The 17,679-nt window shown below is 64.1% G+C and carries 19 protein-coding genes and 1 tRNA gene; 11 read left to right on the forward strand and 9 right to left on the reverse strand.

All coding sequences use genetic code 11. The features are described from left to right. From CK227_RS25165 to CK227_RS25180, 3 genes are all read right to left on the reverse strand, one after another. On the reverse strand, positions 1-525 hold a 525-nt coding region (locus CK227_RS25165), incomplete at its 3' end, for a YgcG family protein (protein ID WP_143750532.1). Between the two features lie 4 nt (positions 526-529). Beyond that, positions 530-1,297: a YgcG family protein gene (locus CK227_RS25170; RefSeq protein ID WP_095774866.1), complete on the reverse strand. Its 768-nt coding sequence runs from the start codon at positions 1,295-1,297 to the stop codon at positions 530-532. Positions 1,298-1,549: 252 nt separating this feature from the next. Continuing rightward, on the reverse strand, positions 1,550-2,188 hold the full coding sequence (locus CK227_RS25180; protein WP_095774694.1) for a LemA family protein: 639 nt from the start codon (positions 2,186-2,188) through the stop codon (positions 1,550-1,552). Positions 2,189-2,351: 163 nt separating this feature from the next. Between CK227_RS25180 and CK227_RS25185 the strand changes: the two genes are divergently transcribed. The 6 genes from CK227_RS25185 (at position 2,352) to CK227_RS25210 (ending at position 7,638) form a co-directional block, all read left to right on the forward strand. Further along, positions 2,352-2,603, forward strand: a complete 252-nt coding sequence (locus CK227_RS25185) for a hypothetical protein (protein WP_095774867.1) — start codon at positions 2,352-2,354, stop codon at positions 2,601-2,603. A gap of 13 nt (positions 2,604-2,616) precedes the next feature. Further along, complete coding sequence (pdxY, locus tag CK227_RS25190) at positions 2,617-3,501, forward strand: pyridoxal kinase PdxY (RefSeq protein ID WP_095774695.1); 885 nt, start codon at positions 2,617-2,619, stop codon at positions 3,499-3,501. Continuing rightward, on the forward strand, positions 3,498-4,268 hold the full coding sequence (locus CK227_RS25195) for a DUF429 domain-containing protein (protein WP_095774696.1): 771 nt from the start codon (positions 3,498-3,500) through the stop codon (positions 4,266-4,268). The genes pdxY and CK227_RS25195 overlap by 4 nt, the downstream gene beginning before the upstream one ends. A 147-nt stretch (positions 4,269-4,415) precedes the next feature. Continuing rightward, positions 4,416-5,060: a carbonic anhydrase gene (locus CK227_RS25200; RefSeq protein ID WP_095774697.1), complete on the forward strand. Its 645-nt coding sequence runs from the start codon at positions 4,416-4,418 to the stop codon at positions 5,058-5,060. Continuing rightward, the gene (locus CK227_RS25205; protein ID WP_095774698.1) at positions 5,057-5,491 is read left to right on the forward strand and encodes a nuclear transport factor 2 family protein; all 435 of its coding nucleotides are present in this window, start codon (positions 5,057-5,059) and stop codon (positions 5,489-5,491) included. The genes CK227_RS25200 and CK227_RS25205 overlap by 4 nt, the downstream gene beginning before the upstream one ends. 92 nt (positions 5,492-5,583) lie before the next feature. Further along, on the forward strand, positions 5,584-7,638 hold the full coding sequence (locus CK227_RS25210) for a M3 family metallopeptidase (protein ID WP_095774699.1): 2,055 nt from the start codon (positions 5,584-5,586) through the stop codon (positions 7,636-7,638). A 159-nt stretch (positions 7,639-7,797) separates the two neighbouring features. On the opposite strand, the gene CK227_RS25215 is transcribed toward CK227_RS25210, so the two are convergent. The 4 genes from CK227_RS25215 to CK227_RS25230 form a co-directional block, all read right to left on the reverse strand. Beyond that, positions 7,798-9,273, reverse strand: coding sequence for a M81 family metallopeptidase (locus CK227_RS25215; RefSeq protein WP_095774700.1), 1,476 nt, complete (start codon positions 9,271-9,273; stop codon positions 7,798-7,800). Positions 9,274-9,296: 23 nt separating this feature from the next. Next, positions 9,297-10,121: a carbohydrate ABC transporter permease gene (locus tag CK227_RS25220; protein WP_095774701.1), complete on the reverse strand. Its 825-nt coding sequence runs from the start codon at positions 10,119-10,121 to the stop codon at positions 9,297-9,299. Then, the gene (locus tag CK227_RS25225) at positions 10,118-10,987 is read right to left on the reverse strand and encodes a sugar ABC transporter permease (RefSeq protein ID WP_010912213.1); all 870 of its coding nucleotides are present in this window, start codon (positions 10,985-10,987) and stop codon (positions 10,118-10,120) included. Before CK227_RS25225 ends, CK227_RS25220 begins: the two co-directional genes overlap by 4 nt. A gap of 484 nt (positions 10,988-11,471) precedes the next feature. Beyond that, on the reverse strand, positions 11,472-12,704 hold the full coding sequence (locus tag CK227_RS25230) for a sugar ABC transporter substrate-binding protein (protein ID WP_095774702.1): 1,233 nt from the start codon (positions 12,702-12,704) through the stop codon (positions 11,472-11,474). A gap of 181 nt (positions 12,705-12,885) precedes the next feature. Between CK227_RS25230 and CK227_RS25235 the strand changes: the two genes are divergently transcribed. From CK227_RS25235 to CK227_RS25245, 3 genes are read left to right on the forward strand one after another with little or no spacing between them, the layout of a single operon-like run. Next, a complete protein-coding gene (locus tag CK227_RS25235; protein WP_095774703.1) occupies positions 12,886-13,656 on the forward strand; it encodes an SDR family oxidoreductase in 771 nt (256 codons plus the stop codon). Between the two features lie 2 nt (positions 13,657-13,658). After that, a complete protein-coding gene (gene ugpC, locus CK227_RS25240) occupies positions 13,659-14,726 on the forward strand; it encodes a sn-glycerol-3-phosphate ABC transporter ATP-binding protein UgpC (protein WP_095774704.1) in 1,068 nt (355 codons plus the stop codon). Positions 14,727-14,768: 42 nt separating this feature from the next. Continuing rightward, positions 14,769-15,650, forward strand: coding sequence for a MurR/RpiR family transcriptional regulator (locus CK227_RS25245; protein ID WP_095774705.1), 882 nt, complete (start codon positions 14,769-14,771; stop codon positions 15,648-15,650). 3 nt (positions 15,651-15,653) lie between these two features. On the opposite strand, the gene CK227_RS25250 is transcribed toward CK227_RS25245, so the two are convergent. Together CK227_RS25250 and CK227_RS25255 are read right to left on the reverse strand one after the other, a co-directional pair. Beyond that, positions 15,654-15,974, reverse strand: a complete 321-nt coding sequence (locus tag CK227_RS25250; RefSeq protein ID WP_095774706.1) for a DUF167 family protein — start codon at positions 15,972-15,974, stop codon at positions 15,654-15,656. Positions 15,975-15,987: 13 nt separating this feature from the next. Beyond that, positions 15,988-16,278, reverse strand: a complete 291-nt coding sequence (locus CK227_RS25255) for a YggT family protein (RefSeq protein ID WP_027047523.1) — start codon at positions 16,276-16,278, stop codon at positions 15,988-15,990. Between the two features lie 145 nt (positions 16,279-16,423). Here CK227_RS25255 and CK227_RS25260 point away from each other — a divergent pair. Further along, positions 16,424-16,499, forward strand: a tRNA-Ala gene (locus CK227_RS25260). A 316-nt stretch (positions 16,500-16,815) separates the two neighbouring features. Continuing rightward, complete coding sequence (locus CK227_RS25265) at positions 16,816-17,565, forward strand: helix-turn-helix transcriptional regulator (RefSeq protein WP_095774707.1); 750 nt, start codon at positions 16,816-16,818, stop codon at positions 17,563-17,565. Positions 17,566-17,679 lie beyond the last annotated feature (114 nt).

A 17,679-nucleotide genomic window follows, 5' to 3' on the forward strand; every position in this document is an offset into this window, starting at 1 on the left:
CTCCTCCGGATTGCCTTCCAGCACCATGACCATGTCGTCGACGGCCTTGGAGATGCCGCCGGAGAAATCGCCGGCGCGGAACGCCGGCACCATGTCGTTTTCGATGATCAGCTTGGTGTGCAGGTCGGTCAGCGTGCCTTCCAGCCCGTAGCCGACCTCGATGCGCATCTTGTGGTCGTTCTTGGCGACCAGCAGAAGCACGCCGTTGTTCTCGCCGGCCTGGCCAAGCTTCCAGAAGCGGAACAGCCGGTTGGCGTAGGGCTCGATCTCCTCGCCGTCGAGGCTGGGAATGGTGGCGACGACGATCTGGTCGGAGCCCTTTGTCTCGAAATCGGCGAGCTTCTGTGTCAGCGCCGCTTTTGTGCCGGCATCGATGATGCCGGCATTGTCGACGACGCGGCCGGTCAGCGCTGGCAATTCGGCGGCAAAAACCGCGAAGCAGGACAACAGCAGCGCCAGAACGGCCAGGACAACGTGGATCGTCGTGTTGAAACGGCCGGGCCTCGGCAAGCGGCGCGTCGTCATGCCTTCACCAACTTCCCGAGGAGCCGCCGCCGCCGGACGAACCGCCGCCGCCGGAAAAGCCACCGCCGCCCGAAGACCAGCCGCCGCCGGAACTGCCGGAGGACCAGCCGCCACCCGAGGAGGAGCGCCGGCCGGGCTCGAACGTCATGCCGAGCCAGCGATAGCGGCCGGGTCCAAGCTTCTTGCCGAAGATCGGCGGCAGGATGGAGGCGGCGATGCTGCCGAAGAAGATGATCGCCCAGATGCTGATGAAAATGGCGAAGAACAGGTCGTCGGAATTGAACGGCGCCTGCTGGTTGCGCTTGCCGCGCGCTTCCAGCTCCTCCGGATTGCCTTCCAGCACCATGACCATGTCGTCGACGGCCTTGGAGATGCCGCCGGAGAAATCGCCGGCGCGGAACGCCGGCACCATGTCGTTTTCGATGATCAGCTTGGTGTGCAGGTCGGTCAGCGTGCCTTCCAGCCCGTAGCCGACCTCGATGCGCATCTTGCGGTCGTTCTTGGCGACCAGCAGAAGCACGCCATTGTTCTCCTTGGCCTGGCCAAGCTTCCAGAAGCGGAACAGCCGGTTGGCGTAGGGCTCGATCTCCTCGCCGTCGAGGCTGGGGATGGTGGCGACGACGATCTGGTCGGAGCCCTTTGTCTCGAAATCGGCGAGCTTCTGTGTCAGGGCCGCTTTTGTGCCGGCATCGATGATGCCGGCATTGTCGACGACGCGGCCGGTAAGCGCCGGCAGGTCCGCGGCGCGGGCGGCCAGGGGGAGAAAAAGCAGGCTGGCAAGAAGGCCAAGAAGGGCGAGGTAAGCGCGAGGCCCCCCTCTCTGTCCTACCGGACATCTCCCCCTCGAGGCGGGAGATTGGCAGCTTCGTTGCCGGGTCTCACTTTGAGAGGCTGAACATTGGCGAAAGCCTGGACCACGACTGATCTCCCCCTTTGGGGGAGAGATGTCCGGCAGGACAGAGGGGGGTGTTTGCACGCCAGCGGTCCGTCTTGTGGCAAAGAGACGCTCAGCCGATTTCGCGAATTATCCGCCCTGCTTCGTGCCAAAATCGACCTTCGGCGGCTGCATCTTGTCTTCGTCGACGGTGAAGTTGGCGAAGGGCTCGTTGCCGCGGAACCAGAAGGTCGCCCACAGCACCGACGGGAAGGTCTTCAGCGTCAGATTGTAGTCCCTGACCGCCTGGATGTAGTCGCGCCGTGCCACCGCGATGCGGTTCTCGGTGCCCTCGAGTTGGGCCTGCAGCGCCAGAAAATTCTGGTTGGCCTTGAGGTCGGGATAGGCCTCCGACACCGCGATCAGCCGCGACAGCGCGCTGGTCAGCCCGGCCTGGGCATCCTGGAACTTCTTGAGGGCCTCGGGATCCTTCAGCGTTTCCGGCGTCACCGTGATCTGCGTGGCCTTGGCGCGCGCCTCGACCACCGCATCCAGCGTGTCCTTTTCATGCGAGGCATAGCCTTTGACCGTCTCGACCAGATTGGGGATAAGGTCGGCGCGGCGCTGATACTGGTTCAGCACCTCGCTCCAGGCCGCCCTGGCGTTTTCCTCCGCTGTCGGGATCGTGTTGTAGCCGCAGCCGGCAAGCAGCGGCAGCACGATTGCCATCATCAGGAAGGCGGGCAGCGTGCGGAATGGCGATGGTCGAGCAAGGCGCTGGGCGAGCATGATGGGGTCCCTCGATAGAAGTTGCATGCGAAGCATTACCACAATCGGCGCGCAAGAAAACGGCCTCGGCCTCCGGGCCAGCGACGGCATCCATCGCCTTGCCGCAAGGCCCTGTGATTGGCCGCGCGAACGCGATAAGGTCCGGTCAAAACGGGATATCATCATGGCGCAACGCCAGGACAGCGACAGGGAATCGCGCCGCATCCTCGAGCGCGTCGCGCGGGAGACCGATCCAGCCGGTACCTCCTTGGTGGCGCGGACGACGAAAGGCGTGCGCGACCATGTCTCCGCCGCCGATGCCGACCGCACCGATCCGATCGAGGTCTGGGGCACACGCATTGGCAGGATACTCGGCCTGCTTCTGGCGCTGGGCCTGATGGTCTGGCTCGTGCTTTTCCTCATCCGGGGCAGCTAGGAATCAAAAAACAATGAGCGCCGAAAAACCCGACGCGCCGCGTGCGGTCATCGTCATTTCCAGCCATGTCGCCCGTGGCTCGGTCGGCAATCGTGCCGCCGTCTTTGCGCTGGAGACCCTGGGCTTTCCGGTCTGGGCGGTGCCGACGGTCATCCTGCCCTGGCATCCCGGCCATGGGCGGGCGACGCGTATCGTGCCGCCGCTCGACCAGTTCAAGGCGCTGATGGCCGATCTGGAGCGCGCGCCATGGCTGGGCGAGGTCGGCGCGGTGCTGTCGGGCTATCTCGGCGAGGCCGGCCAGGCCGAAGCCGTCGCCTCGCTGGTCGCCGCCGTCAAGGCCAGGACGTCCGATGCCGTCTATATCTGCGATCCGGTGATGGGCGATTCCGGCGGCCTCTATGTGCCCGAGCCCACCGCCGCCGCCATGCGCGACCGGCTGTTGCCGATCGCCGACATCGCCACCCCCAACCGCTACGAGCTGGAATGGATGGCCGGCGCGCCGCTGCCCGATCTGAAATCGGTGATCGCGGCAGCACTCCATGCCGGCCCGTCGACGATGCTGGTCACTTCGGCACAATCGATGATGATTGGCGGCACCGGCAATCTGCTGCTCGACGGCACCCAGGTGCTGCTGGCCGAACATCGCCTGATCGACAAGCCGCCGAACGGCCTGGGTGATCTCACGGCGGCCGTCTACCTCGCCCGCATCCTTTCCGGCCAGCCGCCGATCAAGGCGCTGCAATCGACCACCGCGGCGGTCTACGAGATCCTGGCGCGCACGGCAAAGCGCGGCGGCGACGAGCTGCAGCTCGAAACCGACGCCCAGAGCCTGTCGCACCCGATGGCCATGGTGCAGCTGCGCCATCTCACGCATCCGGGGCGGGACCGCCGGGCGTGAATTCGGCCGGGGCGGTGCTAGTCGGCGCCGACGGCTGCAAGGCCGGTTGGATCGCCGTGCGGCGCGGGCCCGGTTCAGCGCCCTCGGTTGAAATCTTCCCCAGTTTCGCGGCGCTGCTCGCGGCAACTCCCGACGATGCGATTGTCGCCGTCGACATGCCGATCGGCCTGCCCGAATTCTCCAGCAAGGGCGGCCGCGGACCGGAGGCGCTGGTCAGGCCGCAGCTTGGCGCGCGCCAGTCCAGCGTCTTTTCGATCCCGTCCCGTGCAGCGCTCTATGCCGACACCAGCGACTTCACCACTATCGAAGCCTGGTATGCCGCGCATCGCAGGGCAAGCGAGGTGGCAAGGGCCACATCCGACCCGCCGCGCGGCGTTTCCATCCAGGCCTTCGGCATCTTCTCGAAGATCCGCGAGATCGACGCCCTGCTGATCGCGCGGCCCGATCTGCGCGGCCGCGTCTTCGAATCGCATCCGGAAGTCGCCTTCTGCCGCCTGAATGACGACCGGGCCATGCTGCTGCCGAAGAAGATCAAGGGCAGCGTCAATCCGGCCGGCATGGCGGAGCGCAAGGCGCTGCTGTGCCGGCACGGCTATGCCATCGACTTTCTCGACCAGCCACCGCCGCGTGGCGCGGCCGCCGACGATTTCCTCGATGCGGCGGTCATGATGCTGACCGCCGGGCGCATTGCCAGCGGCAGCGCGAAGCCATTTCCCAACCCGCCACTCGCTGACGGTTTTGGCATACCGGTCGCCATCTGGGCATGACAATGTCGGCGGACGTCCCGCTTATGTGCATGGCGTTTATGACCAGCCCCAACAATTCTGCATTGCTCGCAACGGGCTTTTGCCGCTAGAGGCTTTCTCGACCGCAACGAGCTGCCGCCTCCAACCCCGGAAAGGCCTTAGCCGCCCATGCCTCATCTCCCCGATCACCTCCTCGCCGGCTATCGCAATTTCATGAATGGCCGCTACCTCACCGAGAGCGGCCGCTACCGCGAGCTCGCGCGCGAGGGGCAGGCCCCCGAGACGATGATCGTCGCCTGTTGCGACTCCCGCTCGGCCCCCGAAGCGATCTTCGACGCCGGGCCGGGCGAACTCTTCGTGCTGCGCAATGTCGGCAATCTGGTTCCGCCCTACGAGCCGGACGGCGAGTTCCATTCGACCTCGGCGGCGCTCGAATTCGCGGTGCAGAGCCTCAAGGTCAAGAACATCGTCGTCATGGGCCATGGCCGCTGTGGCGGCATCCGCGCCGCGCTCGACCCCAATGCCGCGCCGCTGTCGCCCGGCGACTTCATCGGCAAATGGATGAGCCTGATCGCGCCTGCCGCCGAAACGGTCTCCTCCAGCACCTTCATGACGGCGGTGGAGCGCCAGACAGCGCTTGAACGCATCTCGATCCGCTATTCCATCGCCAACCTCCGGACTTTTCCTTGTGTCTCGATCCTCGAGGGCAAGGGGCGGCTGTCGCTGCACGGGGCCTGGTTCGACATTTCGACCGGTGAGCTCTGGGTGATGAACAAGGAAACCGGCGATTTCGAGCGGCCGGTGCCGGAATGAGCGGTAAGGCGCGCCCGGTGAGCAACGTCCGGTCGGCCGTCTTCACCGCCGCCGCACTCCTGATAGCGATCATTGCCGCGCGGGCCGATGACGGCGCCATCATCAGCCGCTGGTATTCGGCGCTGCTGGTCGCCGACCGCACCGAACTCGCCGACCTGCTTGCCGACGACGTCCGCATCAAGCTCGGAGACCTTGGCGTCGTCCAGAGCAAGCAGGAATTCATCGCCGCGCTCGACGAATGGAAAGGCGCGGTTGCTGGCGCTGAGATCCGCCACCGCATCGAGAAGAGCGAGGGCGGCATCACCACGGTGATCGCCTGCTACGACTTCCCGGACAATGACATGCTGATGCAGGAAACCTTCGCGGTGGCCGGCAATCGCATCACCGCCAGCTCGCAGGCGGCCATCGCCGAAAACTGCGAAGCCTATTGAGGCGGATCGGCCAGCTGCCATATTGCGGCCTCGTGGGCCGCGCCCTACATCGGTGACACTCCCTCCTTCTTGATGCCAGCGAAAGACCCTCCATGCCCTCCACGAAAGCCGTCGACCTCGCCGCCCATCCGCTGACCGCGTGGCAGGGACCGCTCGGCCTGCCCGATTTCGCCCATATCGGCGACGGTGATTTTTCCGCGGTCTTCGACGCGGCGCTGAAGGCGCATGAGGCGGAGATCGACGCGATCGCCGGCAACAAGGATGCGCCGACCATCGACAACACGCTTGCCGCGCTGGAGCTCGGCGGCGAGGCGCTCGATCATGTCTCGTCGATCTTCTGGTGCCGCGCCGGCGCCTACACCAACGAGACCATCCAGGCGCTGGAGCGCGACATCTCGCCGAAGATGTCCAGGCACTTTTCAGCGATCTCGATGAACGAGAAGCTGTTTGCCCGCATTGACGACCTCTACCAGCGCCGCGAAAGCCTTGGCCTCGACGCCGAGACGCTGCGGGTGCTGGAGAAGACCTGGAAAGGTTTTGTCCGCTCCGGCGCCAAGCTCGACGCCGAAGGCAAGAAGCGGCTCGCCAAGATCAATGAGGAGCTGTCGTCGCTCGGCACCGCTTTCGGCCAGAACGTGCTGGCCGACGAGCGCGACTGGGCGCTGTTCCTCGACGAGGGCGACCTTGCCGGCCTGCCGGATTTCCTGAAGAGCTCGATGGCCGAGGCGGCCGAGATGCGCGGCCAGAAGGGGCGCTACGCCGTCACTTTGTCGCGCTCGATCTATGAGCCGTTCACGACCTTCTCGGAACGCCGCGACCTGCGCGAGATCGCCTTCAAAGCCTTCACCATGCGCGGCCAGAATGGCGGCGCCAGCGACAACACCGAAGTGGTGCGCGACATGCTGAAACTGCGCGCCGAAAAGGCCGGGCTGCTCGGCTACGCCTCCTTCGCCGCGCTGAAGCTCGACGACACCATGGCTAAGACGCCGAAGGCGGTGCACGACCTGCTCGATCCCGTCTGGGAAAAGGCGCTGGAAAAGGCCGCCGCCGACCAGAAGGAATTGGAGCGGCTGGCGGCGCAAGCCGGCAGCAACGAGAAATTCGCCGCCTGGGACTGGCGCTTCTACCAGGAGAAGCTGCGCGCGGAAAAATTTGCTTTCGACGAGGCGGAGCTGAAACCCTATCTGCAGCTCGACCGGGTGATCGACGCCTGCTTCGACGTCGCGACCAAACTGTTCGGCATCACCTTCGAGGAGAAGAAGGGCATCACCGCCTGGCACCCCGACGCGCGCGTCTTCGTGGTGAAAAATGCCGATGGCACAGAGCGTGCCTTGTTCCTCGCCGATTATTTCGCGCGGCCCTCGAAGCGTTCCGGCGCCTGGATGAGCGCGCTGAAGTCCGGCTATAAACTCGGCCACGGCTCGAAGCCGGTTATCTACAACATCATGAACTTCGCCAAGCCGCCGGCCGGCGAGCCGGCCCTGCTCTCGGTCGACGAGGCGAAGACACTGTTCCACGAATTCGGCCATGCGCTGCACGGCATGCTGACCGACGTCACCTGGCCGTCAGTTGCAGGCACTTCGGTCAGCCGCGATTTCGTCGAACTGCCCTCCCAGCTCTACGAGCACTGGCTGACGGTGCCGGCCGTGCTTGAAAAGCACGCGCTGCACGTCAAGACCGGCAAGCCGATGCCGAAGGCGCTGCTCGGCAAGATGCTGGCCACGCGTACTTTCGGCGCCGGCTTCGCCACGGTGGAATTCACGTCTTCCGCCTTGATGGACATGGCCTATCACGCCCGGCCCGAGGCGCCGGCGGAACCGCTTCGTTTCGAAGCCGAAACGTTGGAAGAACTCGACATGCCCGACACCATTGCGATGCGCCACCGTACCCCGCATTTCGGCCATGTCTTCTCGGGCGACGGCTATTCGGCCGGCTACTATTCCTACATGTGGTCGGAAGTGCTGGACGCCGACGCCTTCGCCGCCTTCGAGGAGACTGGCGATCCCTTCAACCCGGCACTGGCCGAAAGGCTGCGCAAGAACATCTACGCCGCTGGCGGCTCGAAGGACCCCGAGGAGCTTTACACGGCGTTTCGCGGCAAGATGCCTTCGCCGGAAGCGATGATGGTGAAGCGCGGATTGGTGTAGCACCTCTTCCTTCTCCCCTTGTGGGAGAAGGTGGATCGGCGCGCAGCGCCGAGACGGATGAGGGGTATTCCAGGGAACACCAACGCCTCACTCCGCTGGAGCACCCCTCATCCGTCGCCTTCGGCGACACCTTCTCCCACAAGGGGAGAAGGGAGAACCTTACGCCTTCCAAGGATCCGCAACCCTTGGCCATATCTTGCGCGTCAGCTTCCTGTAATCGGTCACCGCAGGATTGCTGGGATACGAACTTGGCGCCGTGACGTAGATGATCTCCGCCGCGATCGGCTCGAAGCCGGCGTAGAAATGGTTGGTCGACTTGATCAGCAGCATATCCTTGCCCAGCGGATCGACGCCAATATTGGAGAAAATGTCCGGCTCGAAAGTCTGGGTTCGGTTGGTGTTGAGGATGATGTCGACCTCGGTGCCTTCGATGCGCACCAGCGCGGTTGGACCGAGCGTCACCCGGCTCGGCCCGAAACTCTGCCAGCCCTCGGCAACGGCCTTCAGCACCTTGACGCGGGCGTCGATCGGTTCACCCGCCTGCGGCCCTGCCTTGCCGCCAAAACGCAGGTCGATGACCGCGCCCTCGCCGGCCGCCAGGCAGAAGGTGACGGCGATCGGATCCCAGATCGTCGCCACGCCGAATCTGTCGAGGCCACGCACCAGCATCTGACGCAGCACGAAGGTGCCGTCGCCGGGAACGCCGCCGCCGGGATTGTCCCATATGTCGGCGATGACCACCGGCTTGCCGGGGTTCTCGGCGCGCACCGCCAGCGCACGGTCGATGCCGTCGGCGGTATCGAGCATCGTCATCGCCGTCTTTTCGCGCATGGCATAGAGTTCCCGTCCCAGCCGCTCCGCCAGCGCGTCGCCCCCGGCCTTGTCATTGTCGGTGACGACGAGGATGCGCGTGCCCATTTCCGGCACGTCGGCGGCCATGAAGCCGTGGATCACTGAAACCGACAGCACGCCGTCCTTGCCGTGCAGCGCCTTGATGCGGTCGACGAAGGAGCGCATCGGCTCGCGGCTGGTCGGCAGCACCTGGATCATCCGGCAGTCGAAGGTCGAGATGACGGGCTTGATCTCGCCGCGCGCGGCGGCCAGCCCCAGCTCGACGACATGCTCGCCGCGTTCGTAGAAATCGGTGTGCGGGAATTCGAGGAAATAGGCCATGATGTCGGATGCCGCCACGCGCTTGGGCGTCAGATGGCTGTGCGGATCGAACTCGCAGGCGATCACCACGTCGGGCCCGACAATCCCGCGCACACGTCCCAGCAGGTCGCCTTCGCAATCGTCATAGCCTTGCGCCACCATGGCGCCGTGCAGTCCGAGAATGACCGCGTCGACCGGCAGCGCCGCCTTCAACTGATCGAGGATCTCGTCGCGCAGCGCCTCGAAGGTCTGCCGCTGCACCAGGCCGCCGGGCTCGGCCCAGGTCGCGGTGCCTTCGATCACGGTCAGCCCTTCCTTGGCCGCGCGCCGGCGCAAGGCGACGATCGGCGACGAGCACAGCGTCGGCGTCTCCGGATGCTTGCCCGGTCCGGCATAGAAGGCCATCTCGAACGATGCCCGGTCCGTCGGCACCGGCGAAAAGGTGTTGGTTTCCGTCGCCAGCGAGGCGGTGAAGATGCGCATGTAGGCTCCGTGGAATGCAAATTCTATTTGACGGCCCCGAGCGCCAGCCCGCGCACGAGGTAGCGCTGCAGCCAGATGAACAGGATCGCCACCGGCAATGTCGCCAGCAGTGTCGCCGCCATGACGTGATGCCACTCGATCGTGTAGCGGCCGGCGACGAGAGAAAAGACCTGGATCGGCAGCGTATAGCTTTCCTGGCTGCGCAGCATGGTCAACGCCACGACGAACTCGTTCCAGGCGTTGATGAAGGTGAAGATGGCGGTGACCGCGATGGCCGGCAGGCAGAGCGGCAGGAACACTTTGCGCAGGGTCAGCCAGCGACCGGCGCCTTCCATCCAGGCGGCCTCCTCAAGGTCGCGCGGAATGGTGTCGAAATAGCTCTGCAGCATCCAGACGGTGAAGGCGACGTTGAAGGCCATGTAGATGAAGCCGAGCGCCGTCGTCGATTCGACCAGCCCCCAGGCGGCCATCAGCCGGAACAGGCCGAGCACCAGCACGATCGGCGAGATCATCTGCGAGATCAGCAGGAACTGGCGGAAGGCGCCGTAGCCGGCAAAGCGAAAGCGCGACATGGCGTAGGCAGCGGGAACGGAGATGAGGATGGCGCCGACCGTGGCGATGACCGAGACATAGAGCGAATTGGCCAGTGCCTGGCCAAAGCCGGTCGCCACCCACATGTCGGCAAAATTCGACCAGCGGAACTCGCTTGGCCACCATGTCGGCGACAGCACCTCCTGTCGCGGCTTGACCGCGGTGAGCAACATCACCGCGAAGGGAAACAGCGTCACCACGATCAGCGGCGCCAAAAGCAGCCAGGCGACGATGGTGCGTTTGAGTTTGCTGGTCATGCGCGCTGCTCCCGCATCGCCAACCGCACATAGATCATGGTGAAGACCAGCAATATGGCGAACATCACCAGCGACACCGCCGAGGCCTCGCCCAGTTTGCCGATGCGGAAGGCAAGCTTGTAGAGGTGGGTGACCAGGATGTCGGTCGAGTTGGCCGGCCCGCCCTGCGTCATCACCCAGATGATCGGGAAGGAGTTGAAGACGTAGATGGTGTTGAGCACGATGGCGATGTTTATGAACGGCTTCAGCAGCGGAAAGGTGATCTCGCGGAACTGCTGCAGCGGCGTGGCGCCCTCGAGCGCCGCCGCCTCGTAGAGATCGTCCGGGATCGACGACAGGCCGCCGAGGAAGATCGTCGTGGTGAACGGCACCGTCACCAATATGCCGATCAGCACCTGCATCGGGAACGCCGTCTCGGCGCTGGCCAGCCACTGGATGTTGTGGTCGATCAGGCCAAGGCCAAGCAGCGCCGAATTCAGCATGCCGCTTTCGCCGCTGAGCGCCCAGCGCCAGACCACCGCCGTCATGGTCAGCGACACCGCCCAGGGCAGCATGATGATGACGCGGGCAAGGCCACGGCCGTAGAAATCGGTGTTGAGGATCATCGCCACCGGCACCGACAGCAGCAGCGCGCCGCCGACCACCAGCACGGTCCACACACCGGTGCGCCAGAGTGCCGCGACGAAGTCGGGATCGGCGGCAAGCGAGGCGAAATTGGCAAGGCCGCTGAACTCGCGCAGCTGGCCGAAGCGGTTGACGTCATGCGTCGAGATCTGGATCAGGTCCCAGACCGGCCAGAAGATGACGACCGCCGCCAGGAACAGGCTGGGCAAGGTCAGGAGATAGGGCAGGAAACGATTTTGCATCGGCTGGTTCGTACCGCGTTGCGGGTGGAGATTGGATTGCGCTGGCTTAACAGATTACTTTATCCCGCCTCGTTCTTCTCAGGGCCTTCAGGATTCCTTGCAAGCATCGGCGCTGCCCATCACCTGTCTGCCCGTCCTCCGCAGCCGTTGCGGAAGGGGCCTTTCCTCTCCCCCGTCGATCGGGGGAGAGGTGTCGAGCGAAGCTCGACGGAGTGGGGGTCGACCCTTGGGCGCAAGGCAAGGCGACATTTGCGCCTTTCCCGTGCCCGTTCGCGGCGGTTGCCAGGTGGTTCCCCCACTCCGTCTCGGCTCCGCCGAGCCACCTCTCCCCCCTCCGGAGGGAGAGGAAGGAGCCTGGCAGGGCGGCGCTGACACCGACGAACTGTCCTTCTTCTCAAGTCGGCAAGGGTGTGGCGCGCCCCGCCTGAGTCTGGGGCGCGCCACGGGGCGCAGGGAGATACGCCCTATTTCTTCAGCACGGCCCCTATTTCTTCAGCACGGCGTTGGCCTTCGCCGCCGCGTCCTTCAGGCCTGCCTCGGGGTCGCCGCCGAGATAGATCTTCTGCATGGCGTCGGACGTGATCTGGGCGATCTCTTCCCAGCCCGGAATGACCGGCGCGAAACGAGCGTCGGGCAGCAGCGCGGTGAAGGCGGCGAGATCGGCATTGTTGACGTAATAATCCATCTTGGCCTCTTCCTTGTTCACCGGCAGGAAGCCTTCGCCTTGCGTGAACTTGGCGCGCTGTTCCGTGGTGAACAGGAAGTCGAGCAGCTTCCAGGCCTCATCCTTGTTCTTGGAGTTCTTGAACATGATGATGGAATCGGTGACGCCATAGGTCCCGCGCGCCCCGGTCGGGCCGGCCGGAATGGCCGCCACGCCGTATTTCAGCTTCGGCGCCTCGTCCTTGATCTGGTTGGACAGGAAGGGTGCGGTGATCATCATGCCGACCTTGCCCTGCTTGAACAGGTTCTGCACGTCCTCGCGGTTGTTGGAGGTCACGCCTGGCTCGGTCAGCCCCTCGTCGATCATCGACTTGTAGAGCTTGGCGGCTTCGAGCGCGCCCCGCGTGCCGAGGCCCGACGTGCCGTCCTTGTTGAGGATCTCGGTGCCTTGCGACCACATGGCGTAGTAGTAATAGACGTCGGTCTCGATCTCCTTGCCCTGCAGGCCGAAGCCGAAGGTGCCGGACCCCAGCGCCTTGATCTTGCGCGCATCGTCCTGCAGTTCGGTCCAGGTCGCCGGCGGCTTGGCGATGCCGGCCTTCTCGAACAGCTCCTTGTTGTAATAGAGCGCGCGCGCCGAAGCGGCGATCGGCAGGCCGTAGGTCTTGCCGTCCATGATCGAGGGCGACAGGAAGGTGTCGATGAAGCGGCCCTTGAAGTCGGGCGTGATGTAGCTGTCGAGCGGTTCGGCGACGTCCTGCTGGACGAAGTCGATCAGCCAGCGCGTGCCGATGATCGACAGGTCCGCATTGGTGCCGGCGGTGATGTCGGTGGTCAGCTTCTGCAACAGCACATCCCACGGCACGACCTCGAACTTGATGGTGATGCCGGGGTTCTTGGCCTCGAATTCCTTCTTGACCGCTTCGAAATACGGACCGGTCTTGGCGCTGTATTCGGCGACGGTGACGCGCACTTCACCCGCATTCGCCTGCGCCGCGAAGGCCAGCATGCTCATTCCGGCCATCAGGCCGACAGTCCATTTGGCAAGGCTCATCTGATCTCTCCCATTGTTCCGCGCATTTGCGCTCCTTGTGCCGACGACGGGCACAAGATTTATGTGACTTTCCTACATTATCGAGGAATTCAGCGCATGCAAGTGGATTATCATGTTGCTTAATTACATTCATTTCAGTAACCTGCCGGCATCTGCCTGACATGCGGGAGGAGCAAGCGCCGTGGTTTCGAAAGCCGAATTCGAAGGCCGCTCTGTCGTCGTCACCGGTGCCGGCGGCGGCCTTGGCTCGGCGATCGTCGCATTGCTGGCCGAAAGGGGGGCGCGGGTGGTCGGCTGCGACCAGTCGCAGGAGGCGCTGGCAAGCCCGCACCTTGCCTCGCGCCATGTCTTCAACCTTCTCGACCGGGCTTCGATCGAGGCGGGGATCGCCGCTGTGCTGGACAGAGACGGCGTGCCCGATATCCTGATCAACAATGCCGGCTGGACGCGCGCCGAGACGATTTCCGCGCTCGATGCCGACAGGATCGAGCACGAGCTCGACCTCAATCTGACCGGGGTGATGACTTTCGCCGACCCCATCGTCAAGGCGATGGCGGCGCGCGGGTCAGGCAGCGTCGTCTTCATCTCCTCCGTCAACGCCATCGCGCATTTCGGCAATCCGGCCTACGCCGCGGCCAAGGCCGGCATCAACGCCTATGCCAAATCGATCGCCGTCGAACTCGGCCGCAGCGGCGTGCGCGCCAATGTCGTCTGTCCCGGATCGATCCGCACCGCCGCCTGGGACCATCGCCTGGCCAAGGACCCGGAAATCCTGGGCAAGCTCAAGCGCCTCTATCCGCTCGGCCGCATCGTCGACGCGGCGGAAGTGGCTGAAGCCGTGGCTTTCCTTGCCTCGGACCGCGCATCGGGCGTAACAGGCGTGGTGATGCCCGTGGATGCCGGACTGACCGCCGGCTGCCTGCCGTTCATCGACGACATATTGGGAGCGTGACCATGACCGACGTCCTGTTTCGCAACCTGTCGAAATCCTTTGGCCAGCATAAGATCCTCGAGGACATCAACCTCGACATCAGGAGCGGCGAGTTCGTGGTGCTGGTCGGCCCGTCCGGCTGCGGCAAGTCGACCTTGCTGCGCATGCTGGCCGGCCTGGAGACGATCAGTTCCGGAGACCTCATGATCGGCGGCACGCGCGCCAACGATCTGCCGCCACAGCAGCGCAACATCGCCATGGTGTTCCAGTCCTATGCGCTGTTCCCGCATTTGAAGGCCTCCGACAATATCGGCTTCGGCCCGAAGATCCGTGGCGAGAACCGTGCCGCCATCGACGACAAGGTCAAGAAGGCCTCCGGGGTGCTCAACCTCTTCTCCTATCTCGACCGCTATCCCCGCCAGCTCTCAGGCGGCCAGCGTCAGCGCGTCGCCATGGGCCGCGCCATTGTGCGCGAACCCTCGGTGTTCCTGTTCGACGAGCCGCTCAGCAATCTCGACGCGCAGTTGCGCGTCCAGATGCGCACCGAGATCAAGGCGCTGCACCAGCGGCTGAAATCGACCATCGTCTATGTCACCCACGACCAGATCGAAGCCATGACCATGGCCGACCGCATCGTCGTGATGGACCGCGGCCGGATCCAGCAGGTCGGCGCCCCGCTTGAGCTCTATGACCGGCCGGCCAACAAGTTCGTCGCCGGCTTTCTTGGCTCCCCCTCGATGAGCTTTGTCTCCGGCGCCCTCAAGGCGACGCCCGAGAAAAGCTGGTTCGAATCGGCCGGCGGCGGACGGCTTGCGCTTGCCGGCAAGGCGGCACCGGCTGGCAATGCGGTGGAGGCCGGCATCCGGCCTGAGCACTTCATCATCGGCGAGGCCGCCGACGCCATGGCGCTCAAGGTGGATGTCGTCGAGCCGACGGGCTCCGAGACCCATGTCTATGGCGCCATCGGCACCGATACGGTGCGCGCCGTGTTCCGCGACAGGGTGCCGGTCAAGCCGGGCGACCTGCTGCCGGTCTCGGTCGATCCCGGCAACATCCATCTGTTCGACAAGGCGACCGGCCTGCCGCTATAAGGCCTGCCCCGAGGGCAACGGCATGAAGACGAAACGACAGACATGAAGACGCCGGCAGACATCATCACGCGGCTGCAGCTGGTGTCGCAGGACGGCACCAAGTCGGATCGCCGGCTGGCCGGCCTTGTGCTGTCGGATCTCGATTTCGCTTCCAAGGCGGCAATCTCGGAGATTGCCGCGCGCGTTGGCGTTAGCGAACCGACGGTGACGCGCTTCTGCCGCAATCTCGGCTGCGAGGGCCTGCGCGACTTCAAATTCTACCTGGCCCAGGCCATCGCCATTGGCGGCCAGTATCTGTCGCCCGAACCGTTGAGCCGCGACGCGCGTGAACAGCGCATCGCCTCGGCCATCACCGAAGCGGCGATCTCGGCCATCCAGCGCGCCAGCGAGAACCTCGACATGACGACGCTGGTCGCCGTCGCCGAGCGGCTTGCGACGTCAGGCAATGTGCTGTGCATCGGCTCTGGCGGCATCTCCTCGATGATGGCGACCGAGATGCAGAATCGGCTGTTCCGCCTTGGCCTGCCGGTGCTGGCGCAGATCGATGGCCAGTTGCAGCGCATGTATGCCGCCGTAGCCACATCGGAAACCACCCTGGTCGCCTTTTCGGTGTCCGGCTATGCGCGCTCGGTCATCGAGGCGGTGCAGGTGGCCCAGCAATATGGCGCCACCACGGTCGCCATCACCGCGCCCGATTCGGCGCTGGCCAAGGTCGCCGACACGGTCATCCATTTGCAGCCGCTCGAGGACGGCAACATCTACAAGCCGACATCGTCGCGTTACGCGCTGCTGGCGATCGTCGACATGATCGTGACATCGGTTGCCGAGACGCGCGGTCCGAAGGTGCTGGAGAACTTGCGCCGCATCAAGCAGAGCGTGAACACGCTGAAGGTCGACGATCCAAGGCTCCCATTGGGGGATTGAACGTCAGCCAGAGGATTGACCGAGTGCTTCGACGCTCCGTGCCAGCACCTTCGGATCACCGGCTATGCGCAGCGTCTTGAGCCGTGCCGCGCCGCCGGCGACCACCGAAACGGCCGACGCCGGCACACCCAGCGTCTTGGCCACCAACCTCTCCAGCGCGTGATTGGCGGCGCCGTTTTCCGGCACGGCGCGGACCCGCGCCTTGAAATGGCTTCGCCCGTCCGCTGCCGTTTCGACACCTTCCAACCTGTCCCCGGAAGATTTTGGTGTCAGCCGCACGAACAGGTCGATGCCGTTCTCACGGATGCGGAACGGCGCGCTCATAGGATCGGCAAACTCACAGCACCAGCGGTGCTACCGTGGTGAGAATGAACTGCCTGACGAAGAACAGGATCAAGAGCAGGATGATCGGCGAAATGTCGATACCGCCAAGGTCCGGCATGAAGCGGCGGATCGGCCGCAGCGCCGGCTCGGTCAGCCGGTAGAGCATATTGCCGATGCTGCCGACGAACTGGTTGCGCGAATTGACGACGTTGAAGGCATAGAGCCAGGAAAAGATCGCCGAGGCGATGATGATCCACCAGTAGAGGTCAAGCGCCATGACGATGGTTTGAATGAGGGCGAGCATGCCGGTCTCCAATTGTTGCCGACATGTAGCCATTGCACGCCAAACCGGCAAGGGCCGGCAACCGAAGCGCCAGGCAACGAGGATTTCGGCAACGCAGCCTTGACAGAAATCAGCCGCGCCCGATAAATGCGCCACTTGCTGGAACGGGGCTGTAGCTCAGCTGGGAGAGCGCATCGTTCGCAATGATGAGGTCAGGGGTTCGATCCCCCTCAGCTCCACCAGCAAAGTCGTCGGTTCTCCACTTTTTCTGCCGCGCCGCCGGGACGCATGGTCGTCCCATGCAGCGCCGCGCGCCAATGTCACCCCAAAGCAGGCCGCAAGCAATTTCGCGACCTCCGGGGCCAGGCAATTGTCAATTGGACTTATGGCGATGGCCGTTGCCGGATCGCCGCTATTTTTTTTGGAAGCCGCCCTATTAGAGTGGCGTTCTCAAATCGTTTTTTCTGTGTGTTGTGACAAGGCGTTTCGGCGGGGGCGACCGAAGGCGCTATACGGATTCCGAGTTGAAATGAAGAATTCGCCTGCGAAAGCAAAGACGTGTCCATTCGCGAGAACCTCGCTGCAAATCTCAGACGGCTCTGCAAGAACCATGCCTCCGTTAGTGCGGTATGCCGTGAGTTGGGTATCAACCGCACGCAGTTCGAGCGGTACCTGCAAGGGCAGACCGTTCCGAACAAGGCCACCGCCAAGCTGATCTGCGACTACTTCCGCATCAACGAGCCCGAACTCTACCAGGACCCTGGCGCACCCGAGCACAGGGCTCCCGGTCTGCCGCCGATTTCCGAAAGTCTGTTCAACCAGATGATCCGCCCGCCCGCCCCGTCGATCGCGGGCGGTACCTATTTCACCTACTTTTCGATCCCCACCCGTCCCGACCTCTTGATGCGTTCGGTGACCTTCGTGCGTCGCGAGGCCGAGCTGGTCACATTCCGCCGGGTCACCGGGTGGTCGGAGCGCCGTGGCTCGACATGGGCGCGGGCGCGCGGCAACCACTATGGTGTGGCGATCTCGCGCCTGAACTGGATCTATTTCAGCGGCGTCAACCGTCGCCAGACCGGCGAACCGTCGCTGATCTCCGTGCAATGGGCTCCGATCTCCGAACCGGTGCTGACGGGCAAGGCCATGCTTCTGACAGAGGCCGGGCCGGCATTCGTATCGGTCATCATGCGGCAGGATATGTCCGGCATCCGGCCACGGCATGCCATCCGCATGGCGCATGTCGTCGGGCTCGACGATCCCGGCATCGATCAACTCGTCGTCAGCCTCGCCCGAGACGGGCTGGGTTAGTCGATCGGTTACGCTAAATAAGAATAAGAATATCCCAAAAAAGCGTATGCTAGCGATTGCCTACTCCGTATCTGAGCAAAATCGATATTTTAGACTTTACCGCCAAGAAAGATA

Source organism: Mesorhizobium sp. WSM4308, from assembly GCF_002294905.1.
Lineage (GTDB): Bacteria > Pseudomonadota > Alphaproteobacteria > Rhizobiales > Rhizobiaceae > Mesorhizobium.

Bases quoted from the DNA above. Each gene is read 5' to 3' on its own strand.
- CK227_RS25210 (WP_095774699.1), top strand. From the start codon at position 5,584: ATGCCCTCCACGAAAGCCGTCGACCTCGCCGCCCATCCGCTGACCGCG.
- CK227_RS25220 (WP_095774701.1), bottom strand. From the start codon at position 10,121: ATGACCAGCAAACTCAAACGCACCATCGTCGCCTGGCTGCTTTTGGCG.
- CK227_RS25255 (WP_027047523.1), bottom strand. From the start codon at position 16,278: ATGCTCGCCCTCATTCAAACCATCGTCATGGCGCTTGACCTCTACTGG.
- CK227_RS25200 (WP_095774697.1), top strand. From the start codon at position 4,416: ATGCCTCATCTCCCCGATCACCTCCTCGCCGGCTATCGCAATTTCATG.
- CK227_RS25225 (WP_010912213.1), bottom strand. From the start codon at position 10,987: ATGCAAAATCGTTTCCTGCCCTATCTCCTGACCTTGCCCAGCCTGTTC.
- pdxY (WP_095774695.1), top strand. From the start codon at position 2,617: ATGAGCGCCGAAAAACCCGACGCGCCGCGTGCGGTCATCGTCATTTCC.
- CK227_RS25215 (WP_095774700.1), bottom strand. From the start codon at position 9,273: ATGCGCATCTTCACCGCCTCGCTGGCGACGGAAACCAACACCTTTTCG.
- CK227_RS25250 (WP_095774706.1), bottom strand. From the start codon at position 15,974: ATGAGCGCGCCGTTCCGCATCCGTGAGAACGGCATCGACCTGTTCGTG.
- CK227_RS25205 (WP_095774698.1), top strand. From the start codon at position 5,057: ATGAGCGGTAAGGCGCGCCCGGTGAGCAACGTCCGGTCGGCCGTCTTC.
- CK227_RS25245 (WP_095774705.1), top strand. From the start codon at position 14,769: ATGAAGACGCCGGCAGACATCATCACGCGGCTGCAGCTGGTGTCGCAG.
- CK227_RS25230 (WP_095774702.1), bottom strand. From the start codon at position 12,704: ATGAGCCTTGCCAAATGGACTGTCGGCCTGATGGCCGGAATGAGCATG.
- CK227_RS25180 (WP_095774694.1), bottom strand. From the start codon at position 2,188: ATGCTCGCCCAGCGCCTTGCTCGACCATCGCCATTCCGCACGCTGCCC.
- CK227_RS25185 (WP_095774867.1), top strand. From the start codon at position 2,352: ATGGCGCAACGCCAGGACAGCGACAGGGAATCGCGCCGCATCCTCGAG.
- ugpC (WP_095774704.1), top strand. From the start codon at position 13,659: ATGACCGACGTCCTGTTTCGCAACCTGTCGAAATCCTTTGGCCAGCAT.